This window comes from Qipengyuania intermedia (genome assembly GCF_019711615.1).
In the GTDB taxonomy this organism is placed as follows: Bacteria; Pseudomonadota; Alphaproteobacteria; order Sphingomonadales; family Sphingomonadaceae; genus Qipengyuania; species Qipengyuania intermedia.
Genome location: NZ_JAIGNS010000002.1, coordinates 680,885 through 695,643 on the forward strand (window position 1 = coordinate 680,885; position 14,759 = coordinate 695,643).

The window sequence follows — 14,759 nt, forward strand, 5'->3', positions numbered from 1 at the left end:
GACCATTTTGCCGGCCGCTATGCGGCTATCGACAGCTCCGACGCGGCTAGTGCCTGTTCGAGGTCGGCGAAGATGTCCTCAGCCTCCTCCAGGCCGACCGACAGGCGCAGCAAGCCTTCGCCGATGCCGTGTTCCGCGCGCTCTTCGGGCGTGTAGGTGGAGTGGGTCATCGACGCGGGATGCTGGATCAGCGTTTCCGCATCGCCCAGCGACACGGCGCGGATGATCATCTCCAGCCGGTTCATGAACCGGATGCCCTGGTCGTACCCGCCAGCAAGATCGAAAGCGATCATGCCGCCCGCCAGCGCCATCTGGCGTTTGGCTAGCGCATGCTGGCCGAAGCTTTCGAGGCCCGGATAGTGGACGGCTGCGACTTGCGGCTGCGCTTCCAGCCAGCGTGCCACTTCCATGGCGGTCCTGCTGTGGCGTTCCATCCGCAAGGCCAGCGTCTTGAGGCCACGCATGATCAGCGTGGCGCTAAACGGACTCATCACCGCGCCGGTCATGTCCTTCAGCCCTTCGAGGCGCACCTTCTGCATGGTTTCGGCAGAGCCTGCGACCAGCCCGCCGACAAGGTCGCCGTGCCCGCCGAGATACTTGGTCGCGGAATGCACGACGATGTCCGCACCCAGTTCGATCGGCCGGGTGAGGGCAGGGGTCGCGTAGGTGTTGTCGACCACGACCTGCGCATCGTAGCGATGCGCCACCTCGCTGATCGCGGCAATGTCGACCAGCCGCATGTTCGGGTTCGCCGGAGTTTCGAAGTAGACAACCTTTACACCCCCATGCATCGCCGCCTCGAGCGCACTCGGATCGGTCAGGTCGACATGGGTCACTTTCACGCCGAATTTGGCAAGGCCGTGGCGGAAGAAGGCGAAGGTGCAGCCGTAAAGTGTCTTGTCGGTGACGATTTCATCACCCGCTTCCAGCAGGCTCCACATGACGGCGGTAATCGCCCCCATGCCCGATGCGGCGGCGACACCGGCTTCCGCGCCTTCGAGAACGGCGAGGCGCTGTTCCAGCAGGTCAACCGTCGGGTTGCCGATGCGCGAATAGAAATAGCCGGGCTCTTCACCGGCAAAAATCGCGCCGCCCTGTTCCGCGCTCTCGAAAGCGAAGGTCGATGCAAGATGCATCGGCGGCGTCAGCGCGCCCTGGTTTTCGGCGGGGTCGTACCCGTGATGGATGGCGCGGCTGGAAAAACCGGAAAGCGTGGTGCGGGACATGGAAGCCTCTCTGGATTGAAGTTGAGAGGTGTATATCCCCTGTCGAGTGGCATTTCTCTGCAAAGTATGCCAATATGGGGGCGGTTATTGGCAGATCATGCCACGACAAGGGATAATATGGACGCGAAAGATCGCCACATCTTGCGCGAGCTCCAGCGCGACGGTCGCCTGACCAATGCGGAGCTTGCAGAACGCGTGAACCTGTCGCCAAGCCCCTGCCTGCGCCGCGTCCGCAATCTGGAAAAGGCGGGAGTGATCGATCGCTACGTCGCCATCGTCGATCGCGAGGCCGCAGGCTACCCGGTCACGGCGTTCGTGCAGGTAACGCTGGCCCGCCACGACCGCGAGGTGGTGGACGGCTTCGAGAAGCGCGTGCGCGAAACGCCGCAAATCCTCACCTGCCACCTGATGACGGGGAGTTCCGATTACCTGCTCCAGATAGTGGTCGCCGGCGTCGACGCCTATGAAGACTTCATGCGCGAAACGCTCCACACGACCCCCGGCATCGCGACGATCAATACCAGCTTCGTCTACGGTACGGTCAAGGATACGGTCGAGTTGCCTTAGCGGGCAGGAATGACCGTTTCCGGGGTTGAGACCAATTGATCGTGAGGTCTTTGGTTGGGTGGTTAGCGGACTTCAATAGCCCCAAATGCTCACGGGAATTTCGTCATTGCAATAGGCTTCGATCCAGTCAGCAAGGCCTCGAACGAGGTCTGCGTGAGCCGCACTCGGGAGAATGCGTTTCTCTTGATCACGTAATCGCCTCAGCAACAACTTCCGCTCAGAAACAGACGTTTCGTAAACTCCGTAGCGGTGTCCGGCAGTCCAATTGGCGCAAGCCGATTCGACCAAAGGTTCGATGTAGTCGAATGCCTCGTCACTTATCGCGACGCCGGAACCTGGATTTCCACGCCAAGCACCCTCAGCAAACTGGATGGTCATTCCGCCAATAAAGTCAGAGGTGGGTATCAAATTCATATTGTTCTTGAAGGCAGAGTTAGATCGTTTGTTAAAGTCCGCAATCGGGCAGCTTGCGACTGGTCCGCTCCTGGCGCAGCGATAACTCGGCAAATCAGTCACGAAGCGGGTGGGAAGCTGCCGCTAGCCGTCATTCTTCCACTACATTCAACGAGATCGTCGCGTAGCGTAGAACATAGGGCTTCTCGCTTGGTTTGGCAGTCGGGTAGCTGGAACCGAAGAAAGCCACGTAGCAGTCGTAGGCGTCAATGTCGGCATCATGCCAGCAGTGGACGACGACGCCGTATTCTGGGCCACCTTTGTCCTGTCCATCTAAGCGGACCTTCGTGCCGCGAGCGATGAAGCCGCGAGGCTGCTGACTGATTTTCATTTCAGCATCATAGCGCAATCTCGAATGGCAGCAATTGGGTCGTTGGCGGAAAGTCTGCTTTTCTCTCTTTGAGCCTGATAGCAGTCGCTGTCCTACATCGAAGCGTCGACCTATCGTTCGCCTCATGGACCAAGCCCCTCCACTGACCGAATTCGGCATCGCGACTGGCCATGAGGCGCATAGAGCGATTTCTTTCCCAGGACCGTGTTCCATGTGCTCCATTCTGTCGGACCTGGCGCCCTGCGTTCCAACACTTCGCACTTGCAACAGGAACGGCGAGCGGCAAGAGGGATTGGCATGAGCATGACCGATCTGATCACCGCCGCACGTGTGTCCAAGGCCTGGCCGTTCCAGGAGGCGCAGCGGCTGCTCAAACGCTATCCCGACGGCACCAAGCCCGATGGCAGCCCCGTGCTGTTCGAAACCGGCTATGGCCCAAGCGGCCTGCCGCATATCGGCACCTTCCAGGAAGTGCTGCGCACCACGCTGGTGCGCCGCGCGTTCGAGGCAATGATCGGTGCAAAGCCCGAAGACGGCAAGACGCGTCTGGTCGCATTCAGCGATGACATGGACGGCCTGCGCAAGGTGCCCGACAATGTGCCCAACCAGGCGCTGCTCGAAGCGAACCTGCACCTTCCGCTCAGCCGCGTGCCCGACCCGTTCGAAAAGGGCCACGAGAGCTTTGCGGCGCACAACAATGCCAAGCTGCGCGAATTCCTCGACCGCTTCGGCTTCCAGTACGAGTTCATCGCGGCGAACGACATGTACAATTCAGGCCGCTTCGACGATGCGCTGCGGCAGGTCCTGCGTAAGAACCAGGACATCCTCGACATCATGCTGCCGACGCTGCGCGAAGAACGCCGCAAGACATACTCGCCGATCCTGCCAATCTCGCCCAGCACGGGCCGCGTGTTGCAGGTCCCGGTCGAAGTCGTCGATGCGGAGGAAGGGACGATCCGGTTTGCCGAAGAGGACGGCACCGTGGTCGAACAGTCCGCGCTCGGCGGTATGTCCAAGCTGCAGTGGAAGGTCGACTGGGCGATGCGTTGGTATGCGCTCGGCGTCGATTACGAGATGTATGGCAAGGACCTGACCGATAGCGGCATCCAGTCGGGCAAGATCGTGCAGGTCCTTGGCGGGCGCAAGCCGGAGGGCCTGATCTACGAGATGTTCCTCGACCAGAACGGCGAGAAGATCTCCAAGTCCAAGGGCAATGGCCTGTCGATCGAGGAATGGCTGCAATACGGCAGCGAGGAGAGCCTCGGCTTCTACATCTTCCCCAATCCCAAGAGCGCCAAGCAGCTGCACGTCGGCGTGATCCCGCGCGCGGTCGACGATTACTGGCAGTTCCGCGAGCGGCTGGCCGAGCAGGAGCTCGACAAGCAGCTCGGCAATCCGGTCTGGCACCTTGCGCGCGCCAATGGCGGGTTCGAGGGTTCGGAGGCGCCCGGCGCCGGGGACAGCCTGCCGGTGACCTATGGCCTGCTGCTCAACCTCGCCAGCGTGCTGGGGGCAGAGGCGAGCGAGGAATCGCTGCGTGACTATCTCGCCAGCTATATCGGAGCCGAGCGGATTACGCCTGAGCTCGACGTGCTGATCGGGACTGCTGTCGCCTATACACGCGACTACATCGTGCCGACCTTATCCAAGCGCGCACCTGCCGCCAACGAGGCTGAGGCGTTGCGTGCGCTCGATGCGTACCTTGCAGAAGCGCCAGCCGATGCCAGCGCAGAGGATTTGCAGACGGAGGTTTATGAGATCGGCAAGCGCGAGGAATACGGCTTCGAGAACCTGCGTGACTGGTTCAAGGCGCTGTACCAGACGCTGCTCGGCAGCGATCAGGGGCCGCGCATGGGGAGCTTCATCGCTCTCTACGGGATCGAGAACAGCCGCAAGCTTATTGCCGAAGCGCTGGCGCGCAACTGACGGATTAGACGTGCTTGCGGGTCCTGTACCACTTGGTCAGGACGTATTTCGCGCCTTTGATAACCGGCGTTCCGGCATGCATCGTGGCTTCGTTGGGCACGCCGTCGGGGGTCGCGTTGTTCCACACCAGCAGCACGCCAGGCTTGGGTTCGATCGATGCGCCGACTTCTGTGAAGTGGGTGTGACCGCCTTCCTCGACCCGGTTGAGGAACGCCATGGCGGTCCAGCATCTCTGCCCGCCGCGCTTGCGTTCCAGTTTCCAGTATTCCTGGTCGGTGTAGAACCAGTCGTTGTGCGGCTTGAACTCCTGCCCCGGCAGGTAACGCTGCCCTTGGATCGCTTCGCCGGTGATCGAGTTCATGCCGAGAAGGTCGTCGATGCGGCGAGAGATGCCTTTGACGAAGGGATCGCGCGGATCGAAATTGCCCGAATAAGAGGTGCGGAATTTCTCGATATAGGCGGTTTCGTGCAGTTCGCTCGGCCTCGCTACGACGTCGATCATGGTGATGAAGCGGCGGCACTCCTCTGGTGAGAGGAAGTTCGGCACGGCGAATATCTCTGCCTTGTCCGTGGGGACCTTGTAGATTTCCGGGTCCGCCTCGAGGCGCTGGCGCACCTTTGCGCCAATGCGCTTGAGAGCATCCTGGTCGGGTATCGTAGCTGTCTTCGTCATCCCGCCGATTGTTAGCAATCACTACGCGGCTCGCAAGATGGCATCTTGTACTTCAATGCCGAACCGATAGTTTCGCGCACCGAACGAGGGGAGAAGCCGAATGGAAATGGCCACCACAAATGCCAAGCGTTACTCACTGGTCGCAATGCTCTTTCACTGGGTCATCGCAATAGCGGTCATTGTGAACTGGAGGCTGGCGGAAGCGGCCGAGCATGCGGGCGATGCGGAAAAAGCCGCGATCTTCGCCAATCACAAGGCGCTTGGCATAGTTATCCTTGTCCTGAGCCTGGCCCGGCTCGCCTGGCGCCTGACGCATCCGGTTCCGGCCCTCGATACGGTAGCGACCTGGGAGCGCATCCTTGCCCGCACGACCCATGTCATATTTTACGTCTTGCTAATCGGACTGCCGATCGGCGGTTGGCTGGGAAGCTCATATTTCGGTGGTGGGGTCGATGTCTTCGGTATCTTCACCTTGCCTGCCCTGCCGGTCGGTGAAAATCCGGATGCGGGCAAGGCGATCTTCGACCTCCACGCAACGGGCGGCTCGGTGATGATCTACCTCATCGGCTTGCACATACTGGGCGGACTGAAGCACACGTTCTTCGACAAGAATGGTGGCATTTTCCGGATGCTTCCCTTCGGCAAAGTCCCCGGCTGACACGAAAAACCCCCGCCGATCACTCGGCGGGGGTATCTTGCCCGAAAGGCCACTCTCATCCCTTCGGGCAGGAGCGTGAAGGCTTACCAGAAGAAGTCGTAGATCACGTCGACCACTTCGCCGCTGTAGGTGTCGACCAGCAGCACGTCGTCGTAATACCGGACCCAACGATAGGGGCCGTAGACTTCCGGCAGGCGATAGCGCCAGGGATCGTTGATCCAGTAGCGGCTGCCGAAGAACAGGTCTCCGATGTAGAAACCGATACTCAGGCGGCGATAGCGGTAATCGCGATAGGGCGCATAGTAACGACCAAGGCGATAGATGCTGCGATACCGCTTGCGGTAATCGTGCCAATTGTAGCGATGATTGTTCCGCCAGTCGGAACGGTTCCACGTATTGTAGTGATGCCAGCGGCGACCGTCCCAGTGACGCTTGCGGCTTTCGCGATGATCGCTGCGGCGCGCATCGCGGTAGCCGTCGCGATAACCGTCCCGGCGGATCTGACGATCCTCGCGATTATCACGACGACGCTCGTCACGACGTCCTTCGCGATAGGCATCCCGGCGGATCTGCCGGTCCTCGCCATTGTCGCGGCGGCGTTCGTCCCGGCGACCCTCGCGATAGGCATCGCGGCGGTCTTCGCGTCGATCCGCGCGGCGTGCGTCGCGCACATCCTCACGGGTGATAGACGGTCTCATGTCGCGACGGGTCTCGTTGCGCTCGCTGCGGTTCCACTCGCGGCCCGAGCGGATTTGAGCGGTTTCGGCGCGGCGATCCGAGCGGTTCCATTCCCGACCGCGGCGCTCCTCGTTGCGAGCGACCGGCTGCGGACGTTCGGCGCGTTGCTGCGGACGGACCTCGCGACGCGGAGCCTCACGGCGAACCTGTTGACGTGCCTCACGGCGCTCGCTGCGCGGGTCATTTCGTGCCTCGCGGCGTTCCTGCCGTCGTTCCAGTCGCCGTTCCTGGCGACGATCGTCACGGCGTTCCTGGCGTTCGCCCCGATCGCGCTCTGCACGTTGCAGGTCGGCTGCAGTTGCGGCTTCGGCCTGGGCCGGAACCATTGCGGCCGCCATCGCGATGGCGAGGGCACCCAGAGCGCTGCCTTTCATCAGCTTCGTAAAAGTCATGGAGCGTTCCTTTTTGCTCAAAAGCCGCTCCACCACCTGCGGCTCCAATGTCGATATACCGTTATGTATCACAACGGCCTGACGCGAAACTGAACCGCCCTGTCATGCTGCCGTTAATGTTACGGGCTAGAATCCTGAACGTTTTGGCTTGACACCAACTGGAGCCACGTGCGTTTGGAAACGCATGTACGACGATCTCGAAAAGGTCCGCGCCGATATTGCCGACCGCTTCTGCATTGCTGCCTCCAGCCGCAAATCGCCCATGCATTCTCCTGTCGTGGTCACGCAGGACGCCGATGCGCGGATCATGATCCTGAGGGATTTCGAGTCGGATGAATGGATGCTACGGTTTCATACCGATGCGCGATCTCCCAAGACCGCCGTGATAGGCGAGGGCGCGCCCATGGCGGTTCTGTTCTACGATCCCGACGAGAAGGTGCAGATCAGGGTGCGCGGAACAGGTCGCATCGAGACGCAGTCCGCGTTGGCCGATCTCGCATGGAGCGAAAGCAGCAACTTTGCCAGGCGCTGCTACCTTGGCGCACCTCCGGGCGAAAAGCGCGAGCAGCCCTCGAGCGGGCTTCCCGATTGGGCAGAGGGCATCCAGCCGAGCGACGAGCAGCTCGCTCCAGCGCGAGAGCATTTTGCTGTGCTGCTGGTAAAGGTGGAGCAGGCGGACTGGTATTGGCTCTCCAACGAAGGACACCGCCGTGCGCTGATCGGGCGCGAAACCGCCTCGTGGATTACGCCGTAGCGGCGCCAGACCGTCGGCCCGTAATCTTCGTGACGGAGCCGGCGTAGAGGAAAAGAAAGGACAGCCGGACTGGCTGGTCGTTCCCGCGCAAGGCACAGGGAACGACCAGCCGATGTCCGTATGCCGGTATCAGGCCGCTTGCTGGATGTCGCGCAGCGTCAGGTCGAAGGTGACGTCTTCGCCTGCCAGCGGATGATTTCCGTCCGCTTTCACGCTCTCTTCGCCGACCTCAAGGATGAACAGGGTCATCGGCTGGCCGTCGGGGGATTGTGCATTGAGCTGCATGCCCGGCTGCGGGGCCGGTTCAGGCGGCAGGTTCGCACGCGGAATATCGATGACCAGTTCGTCACGGCGCGGTCCGAAGGCCTTGTCATAAGGGATTTCGACCGTCTTCTCGTCGCCCACTTCCATGCTGGTCAGCGCTTCTTCGATCAGCGGGAAGATCTGGCCGCTGCCGATCGTGACCTGCTGGGGACCGACCTGTGCCGTGTTACCGATTTCCTGGCCATCGCCACGCTTGAGCACATAATCGATGGTTACGGTGTCGCCGTTGTTGGGAGTTGTCATGAATATCCTTGAATTTCGTGTTCGCGGCGAATCTCGATCGCCGTCGGGAACGGGGCCCGCGTTTCGGGCGCCTCGCGGCCGCTTGTGTCAAACCGGAAGGGGTGGAGTCAAATAACGCCACCGATCGACGCCACATTATCGCTGAAACCAGGCCGTGGCAGGCTATTGCAATCAGACCCGTACCAGATTGCCCTCGAATACGACCGAGCGGTTGCGGCCGCCTCGCTTGGCAAAATAGAGCGCCTTGTCGGCGGCATTCAGCAATGTGACATCGCTTGCGCCTTCAGCCAGTTCGGCAATGCCGATGCTGAGAGTGACCTCGCTTAGACCCTCCACCGGCCAGGCATAAGTGCACAGGAAATCGTGAAGGGCGGTGCAGCGCTGGTCCAGTTCGCTGGCACCGGCTCCGCGGGAAACGACGAGGAACTCTTCGCCTCCGAGCCGCCCGACCTCGCCGATTTCGTCAAAACGATCGGACAGGATTTGCGCAATCTGCTGGAGGGTGCGGTCGCCGGCTTCATGCCCGAAGCGGTCGTTGACGGACTTGAAATGGTCGACGTCGACGATGGCAAGCGCGATCTTTTCGCCGGTGCCGCGCGCATCCAGAACGGTCCGTTCGAGGTCGGCCAGGATTTTGCGTCTGTTGGCAATGCCGGTGAGGTGATCGGTTTCCGCAAGCGCACGGTGTTCTTCCGCCTTGCGTTCTGCGTGAGCGCGTGCGTCTGCCAGCTCGCGCATGGTGTTCGCCCGATCCGTGATATCCATCATCGTGCCGAAGATGGAGATCTTGTCCGGATCCTCGGACCATTCGACCTCACCGCGGCATTCGGTGTCGAAAATCTCACCGTAAGGTCCCGCAATGCGCGCCTCGAAGACGAAAGGTACGCCGGTGGCCAGTGCCTGGAGAAGGATGTGGGAGACGCGCTTGCGGTCGCTATCCTGGAAGAGTTCCGCGATGTCCGCAACGGTATGCGGCTGGGTATCCAGACCGACCATCCGCCGCGCTTCGGGTGACAGGTAAACGGGACCTTCGGCGGGCGCGTATCGCCAGTGGCCGACCTTGGCCGCCTTTTCCGCAGCGGTCAGGAAGCGATTGCTCCTCGACAGATTGACGAGGTCGTTCTGGCGCTGGGTCAGCATGAGCGCGACGGGCAGGGCCGAGACCAGCAGGCCGAGGAAATAGACCTGCAGGAAGAGAACTTTCTGCCCCTGCAATTCGAAAAAGCCGCTGACCGGACCGAGGTCGTAGACCGTCAGGATCGAGCCGATCACCGCCACCACCAGTAGCGACAGCGCCGCGCCGCTCAGGCCGAGGGCGGCGGTCGCAATCGAAATCGCGAGGACGGGAAGAAACAGCAGGGGCACTTCTGCCTGGCCGAACGCGGCAAGCGAGGCCACGGCCACGAGCATAAGCGCCCAGATTGTACGCATGCTGAGCAGGCGTCGGCGGCTATCGTCGCTCTGCACGAGGAAGAGGATGAAGGGAGCTACGATCAGCATTCCCAGGCCGACCGTGGTCGCCCAGGAAATCAGGAATCCTAGGTCGAAGTTCGCGCTCAGGATGCCTGCGACACCGGCGCTGAACACACTGACTACCGTGGCCGAGGCGGCAAAGCGGATAAGGTTGAGGGGGCGCGCGAGCAGCTTGCCGCGGCTTTTCTCTCCGCCCATGAGGTAAAAGACCAGCCAGCCTTCGGCGAGGTTCGCGACCGTGTATCCGAAGCACGCGAGCAGCGACACGCCGGTAATGTAGTTCGCAACCAGGCTGGCGATGCCGACACCCACAGTCACGGCCGTGCGGCCCTTGCCGGACAGATGTAGCAGGGAGGCGACGAAGATACCGCTCGATGGCCAGACTGCCGCAATGCCGTCCTCGCCTTGCGTCAGTTCCAGTGCGATATATGCGCAAGCGAGCCAGGCCAGGCTGTAGGCCGCAGGCCAGACTAAAGTCTCGCTCCGGTTTGCAGTCGATCGGTTCACGATAACCCCCTGAAAGATATCTGACCGATCGACTGTTGCGTCAAGCTTAACGCGTCAGCTTCTTGTAGGCGAGGCGGGTCGGGCGATCCGCGGCATCGCCGAGGCGGCGACGCTTGTCTTCCTCGTAGGCTTCGAAGTTGCCTTCGAACCATTCGACGTGACTATCGCCTTCGAAAGCGAGGATGTGCGTCGCGAGACGGTCAAGGAAGAAGCGGTCGTGCGAGATGACCACGGCGCAGCCGGCGAAGTTCTCGATCGCCTCTTCCAGCGCGCCCAGCGTTTCCACGTCGAGGTCGTTGGTCGGTTCGTCCAGCAGCAGGACGTTGCCGCCCTCCTTCAGCATCTTCGCCATGTGCACGCGGTTGCGTTCACCGCCCGAGAGCTTGCCGACGTTCTTCTGCTGGTCCGCGCCCTTGAAGTTGAAGGCACCGACATAGGCGCGGGTCGAGGTGTCGTGACCGTTGACCTTCATATAGTCCAGGCCATCGGAAATCTCTTCCCAGACATTGTTCTTCGGGTCGAGGTGGTCGCGGCTCTGGTCGACATAGCCGAGATGGACGGTGCTGCCGATTTCCACCGTGCCGCTGTCGGGTTCTTCCTTGCCGGTCAGGATCTTAAACAGCGTGGACTTGCCCGCGCCGTTCGGTCCGATCACGCCGACGATGCCGCCCGGAGGCAGCATGAAGGAGAGGTTTTCGAAGAGCAGCTTGTCACCATAGGCCTTGGAGATGTTCTTGGCCTCGATCACCTTGCCGCCGAGCCGCTCGGGCACCTGGATGACGATCTGCGCCTTGCCGGGGCGCCGGTCCTTCTGGCTTTCCTGCAGTTCCTCGAACTTGCGGATACGCGCCTTGGACTTGGTCTGGCGAGCACTGGGCGTCTGCCGGATCCATTCGAGCTCGCGCGAAAGGGCCTTCGAACGCCCACTTTCCTCGCGGCTTTCTTGCTCGAGACGCTTGGCCTTTTTCTCGAGGTAGGTCGAGTAATTACCCTCGTAGGGGTAGTAGCTGCCGCGGTCGAGTTCGAGGATCCATTCCACCACATTGTCGAGGAAGTAGCGGTCGTGGGTGATCATCAGCACCGCACCCGCATATTCCTTGAGGTGGTTTTCCAGCCACTGCACGCTTTCGGCATCAAGATGGTTGGTCGGTTCGTCCAGGAGCAGGATGGAGGGCTTCTGGATGAGCAGGCGCGTGAGCGCCACGCGGCGCTTTTCACCACCCGACAGGTCGGTCACGGGCCAATCTCCCGGGGGGCAGCGCAGTGCTTCCATCGCGACTTCCAGCTGGTTGTCGAGCGTCCAGCCGTCGACTGCGTCGATCTGTTCCTGCAACGTGCCCATCTCTTCCATCAGCGCATCGAAATCGGTGTCGTCTTGCGGGTCGCCCATTTCGGCGCTGATGGCGTTGAAGCGGTCGACCTTGTCGGCGATTTCGCGCGCGCCGTCCTTGACGTTCTCAAGCACGGTCTTGCTCTCGTCGAGCTCGGGCTCCTGCTCCAGATATCCGACGGTGATGTTCTCGCCCGGCCACGCCTCGCCAGTGAAATCGGTGTCGATGCCGGCCATGATCTTGATCAGCGTCGACTTACCCGCGCCGTTGGGGCCCACGATGCCGATCTTGGCACCCTGGTAGAACTGCAGGTTGATGTTGCTGAGCACGGGCTTGGAAGCACCGGGGAAGGTCTTGGTCATGTCCTTCATGACAAAGGCGTATTGGGCGGCCATCGGGCGTATCCTTGGGTCGATTCTGTTCGGAACGGGAAGTTGTGGGCCAGATAGTCATAGCTGTGGCCGGGGGCAAGCCGGGTCTGGCAATCGCATGGCTGCTGGCCTAGCCCTGCCTGACCATGACCGACACGCTCGCTCAACAATCGGCATTGCCCAAGGTGGCGATTCTGTTCGCCCAGTATGCCGCATTCCATGTCGACCGGGTCGAGGCCGCGGCGCGCAGGCTTGCCGGTCGAGCTGAGGTCAAAGCGGTCGAGTATGCGACCTCCAGCGAAACCTATGCATGGGAGCCAGCATCGGGGTTCGAGCATGCCCGGCACGTGACGCTTTTTCCCGGCAGTTCGTATGACGATGTCGGGCACCTGGCACGCTACCGCGCGGCGATGAAGGCGGTCGCCGATGCCGACATGGTCTGTGTGGGCGTGCCGTATTCGGAACGCGACATCATCGCCCTGTCATGGCGATTGAAGGCGGCGGGAACGCGCTGCGTCATGATGACCGAGAGCAAGTTCGACGATTTTCCTCGCATACTGCCGCGGGAACAAGCCAAGGCGCGGCTGCTGTCCTGCTATCGTGCGGCTATCGTTGGCGGCCTGCGCCAGCGCGAATACCTGCGCTTCCTCGGCTTCGGCGACAAGCCGATCCTGCCAGGCTACGACAGTGTGGGCGTCGACCGAATTCGTGCGCAAGGCACCGGAAGCGAAGCGCGATGGGCGGACAGGCATTTCCTGTATGTCGGCCGTTTTGTCGAAAAGAAGAACTTGCCGGTCTTGCTGGCCGGCTACGCCCGCTATCGAGAGCTTGCGGGTCCTGCTGCGCGCAAGCTGGTGATGGCGGGCGATGGTGATCTGCGCGAAGCTCTGGAAAAGCAGGCAGGCGAGGGCGTCGCGTTCACGGGGTTTCTGCGTGCCGAACAGGTATCGCGGCGCCTGGCGGGAGCGCTGGCGCTGTGCCTCGTCAGTACGGAGGAACAATGGGGTCTCGTCGTCAACGAGGCGGCTGCCTTTGCTGTCCCAGCGATCGTGTCCACGGCTGTCGGGGCGAGGGATGTCCTGGTGCGCAATGGGGTCACCGGCTTCGTGGTCGAACCACAGTCGGTTGAAGGGGTCGCCCGCGCAATGCTCGCACTGTCGCAGTCCGAGCCAGCCTGGCAGCGCTATTCCGATGCCACTGCGGCACGAGCTCATATGGGCGATGTCGAACGCTTTGCGGATGCCGTCGAAGCGCTGTTCGACCCCGACAGCGAGGGAGCAACGCGCGCGCTCGATTTCTGGGACGAAATGGCGACAAGCTGACGGTTACGAACAGGCACGCTGCGTTTGCATCTTGGCAGGGCTACAGCTTTTGCTAGCTAGCCCGCCATGAAAAAACAGTTGCTTGCGCTTGCCGCCATCGCTTTCGCCGTCCCCGCCAGTGCCGATCGTGCCGATGATGCGCTGGCAGGCGACACCATCGCCTGGGATTTCGTGGAAGGGATTACCACCGAAGTCGGTCCGCGCATGCCGGGTACCGAAGCCGAAGCCCGTGGCCGCGTGTGGGCGATGGACTGGCTTCGCCGGAATGGTTTCGCGAACGTCGCTGACGAACCGTTCGAGATGGAAACCTGGGTGCGCGGACAGGAAATGGCCTGGGTTACCACGCCTGCGACCCAGCCGATGGCGATAACCGCACTGTCTACCACCAGTTCGACCGGACCCGAAGGCGTCGAGGCCGAGGTGATCTATTTCCCGACCTATGCCGACCTCGTGGCGGCGGACGCCGCCAGCCTCCAGGGCAGGATAGCCTTCGTCAGTCATGACATGCGCCAGACCCAGGACGGATCGAGTTACGGCTTTGCCGGTCCGGCCCGCTGGATGGCCCCTTCGACGGCGGCCAGCAAGGGCGCAGTGGCAACCGTAATCCGCTCTGTCGGTACGGACAGCCACCGCGTTCCGCACACGGGCACGACTACCTTTGCAGAAGGGGTCGAGCCAATCCCGGCGGGCGCGCTTTCCAATCCGGATGCCGATAATCTGGAGCGGCTTTTCGCCCGCGGGAATCCGGTCCGTATGAAACTGGTTCTCACCCCGCGAGACCTCGGCATGACGACGAGCGGCAATGTCGTCGGCGAGATTGTCGGTAGCGATCCATCGCTCGAGCCGGTGCTGCTCGCCTGCCATCTCGACAGTTGGGACCTTGGTACGGGTGCTATCGATGACGGCGCAGGTTGCGGGATCATCGCCGCCGCCGCAAAGCATGTCGCAGCGCAAGGACAGCCGCTGCGCACGATCCGCGTGCTGTTTGCCGGTGCCGAGGAAACGGGCCTCTGGGGCAGTGCAGCATATGCGGAGGCGCATGCCGATGAGCCGGTCTACGTCGGTCTGGAGAGCGATTTCGGTGCCGATCGCATCTGGCGGATCGAAACCAACTTCACGGCCAGCGATCCCGATCTTTACCGCGAACTGGCGGCGGCAGTTGCCCGTTTCGGCGTTGCACCGACGCGTATCGTCGCAACGGGCGGTGCCGATCTCAACCTGGTGCGCGAACAGGGCGGAGCCTTGCTCGACCTGCAGCAGGACGGGACGCGCTATTTCGACCTGCACCACACCGCCGACGACACGCTGGACAAGATCGACCCGGCGCAATTGCGCCAGAACGTGGCAGTGTGGACTGCGGTGGTCGGTATCCTCGCCAATCGCAAAGCCGCGATTTTGCGGGATGCGGGAGAGTAGGTATCATACATAACCACCCGTAATCTCGAGACCTTGGGCAAAGTCTCAACGGGT

14 protein-coding genes are annotated in these 14,759 nt (G+C 61.7%); 6 read left to right on the forward strand and 8 right to left on the reverse strand.

Features of this window, described 5'->3' with window-relative positions:
• Nucleotides 1-17: 17 nt before the first annotated feature.
• Nucleotides 18-1,226, reverse strand: a complete 1,209-nt coding sequence (locus tag K3179_RS09590) for a methionine gamma-lyase (RefSeq protein ID WP_221564428.1) — start codon at nt 1,224-1,226, stop codon at nt 18-20.
• Nucleotides 1,227-1,343: 117 nt separating this feature from the next.
• Between K3179_RS09590 and K3179_RS09595 the strand changes: the two genes are divergently transcribed.
• Entirely contained in the window at nt 1,344-1,793 is a 450-nt protein-coding gene (locus tag K3179_RS09595) for an Lrp/AsnC family transcriptional regulator (protein WP_221564430.1), read from the forward strand.
• A gap of 72 nt (nt 1,794-1,865) precedes the next feature.
• On the opposite strand, the gene K3179_RS09600 is transcribed toward K3179_RS09595, so the two are convergent.
• Complete coding sequence (locus K3179_RS09600; RefSeq protein WP_221564432.1) at nt 1,866-2,207, reverse strand: hypothetical protein; 342 nt, start codon at nt 2,205-2,207, stop codon at nt 1,866-1,868.
• A gap of 130 nt (nt 2,208-2,337) precedes the next feature.
• Nucleotides 2,338-2,577: a hypothetical protein gene (locus tag K3179_RS09605; RefSeq protein WP_221564434.1), complete on the reverse strand. Its 240-nt coding sequence runs from the start codon at nt 2,575-2,577 to the stop codon at nt 2,338-2,340.
• 297 nt (nt 2,578-2,874) lie between these two features.
• Between K3179_RS09605 and K3179_RS09610 the strand changes: the two genes are divergently transcribed.
• Entirely contained in the window at nt 2,875-4,503 is a 1,629-nt protein-coding gene (locus tag K3179_RS09610) for a lysine--tRNA ligase (protein WP_221564436.1), read from the forward strand.
• A 4-nt stretch (nt 4,504-4,507) separates the two neighbouring features.
• On the opposite strand, the gene K3179_RS09615 is transcribed toward K3179_RS09610, so the two are convergent.
• Nucleotides 4,508-5,176, reverse strand: a complete 669-nt coding sequence (locus tag K3179_RS09615; protein WP_221564437.1) for a prolyl hydroxylase family protein — start codon at nt 5,174-5,176, stop codon at nt 4,508-4,510.
• Between the two features lie 106 nt (nt 5,177-5,282).
• On the opposite strand from K3179_RS09615, the gene K3179_RS09620 reads away from it, so the two are divergent.
• The gene (locus tag K3179_RS09620; protein WP_221564439.1) at nt 5,283-5,834 is read left to right on the forward strand and encodes a cytochrome b; all 552 of its coding nucleotides are present in this window, start codon (nt 5,283-5,285) and stop codon (nt 5,832-5,834) included.
• An 83-nt stretch (nt 5,835-5,917) separates the two neighbouring features.
• Here K3179_RS09620 and K3179_RS09625 read toward each other — a convergent pair whose 3' ends face one another.
• Complete coding sequence (locus K3179_RS09625; RefSeq protein WP_247712925.1) at nt 5,918-6,964, reverse strand: RcnB family protein; 1,047 nt, start codon at nt 6,962-6,964, stop codon at nt 5,918-5,920.
• A gap of 184 nt (nt 6,965-7,148) precedes the next feature.
• Between K3179_RS09625 and K3179_RS09630 the strand changes: the two genes are divergently transcribed.
• Nucleotides 7,149-7,718, forward strand: coding sequence for a flavin-binding protein (locus tag K3179_RS09630; RefSeq protein WP_247712926.1), 570 nt, complete (start codon nt 7,149-7,151; stop codon nt 7,716-7,718).
• A 129-nt stretch (nt 7,719-7,847) separates the two neighbouring features.
• Here the strand turns inward: K3179_RS09630 and K3179_RS09635 are convergent, their stop codons facing one another.
• The 3 genes from K3179_RS09635 to ettA form a co-directional block, all read right to left on the reverse strand.
• Nucleotides 7,848-8,285 carry an FKBP-type peptidyl-prolyl cis-trans isomerase gene (locus tag K3179_RS09635; protein ID WP_221564441.1) on the reverse strand — a complete coding sequence of 146 codons (438 nt, stop codon included), beginning with the start codon at nt 8,283-8,285 and terminating at the stop codon, nt 7,848-7,850.
• A gap of 171 nt (nt 8,286-8,456) precedes the next feature.
• A complete protein-coding gene (locus K3179_RS09640; protein WP_221564443.1) occupies nt 8,457-10,265 on the reverse strand; it encodes a sensor domain-containing diguanylate cyclase in 1,809 nt (602 codons plus the stop codon).
• A 46-nt stretch (nt 10,266-10,311) separates the two neighbouring features.
• The gene (gene ettA, locus K3179_RS09645; protein WP_221564445.1) at nt 10,312-11,991 is read right to left on the reverse strand and encodes an energy-dependent translational throttle protein EttA; all 1,680 of its coding nucleotides are present in this window, start codon (nt 11,989-11,991) and stop codon (nt 10,312-10,314) included.
• A 122-nt stretch (nt 11,992-12,113) separates the two neighbouring features.
• Here ettA and K3179_RS09650 point away from each other — a divergent pair, with 122 nt between their 5' ends.
• Nucleotides 12,114-13,289: a glycosyltransferase gene (locus K3179_RS09650; RefSeq protein ID WP_221564447.1), complete on the forward strand. Its 1,176-nt coding sequence runs from the start codon at nt 12,114-12,116 to the stop codon at nt 13,287-13,289.
• 66 nt (nt 13,290-13,355) lie between these two features.
• A complete protein-coding gene (locus K3179_RS09655; RefSeq protein WP_221564459.1) occupies nt 13,356-14,705 on the forward strand; it encodes a M20/M25/M40 family metallo-hydrolase in 1,350 nt (449 codons plus the stop codon).
• Nucleotides 14,706-14,759 lie beyond the last annotated feature (54 nt).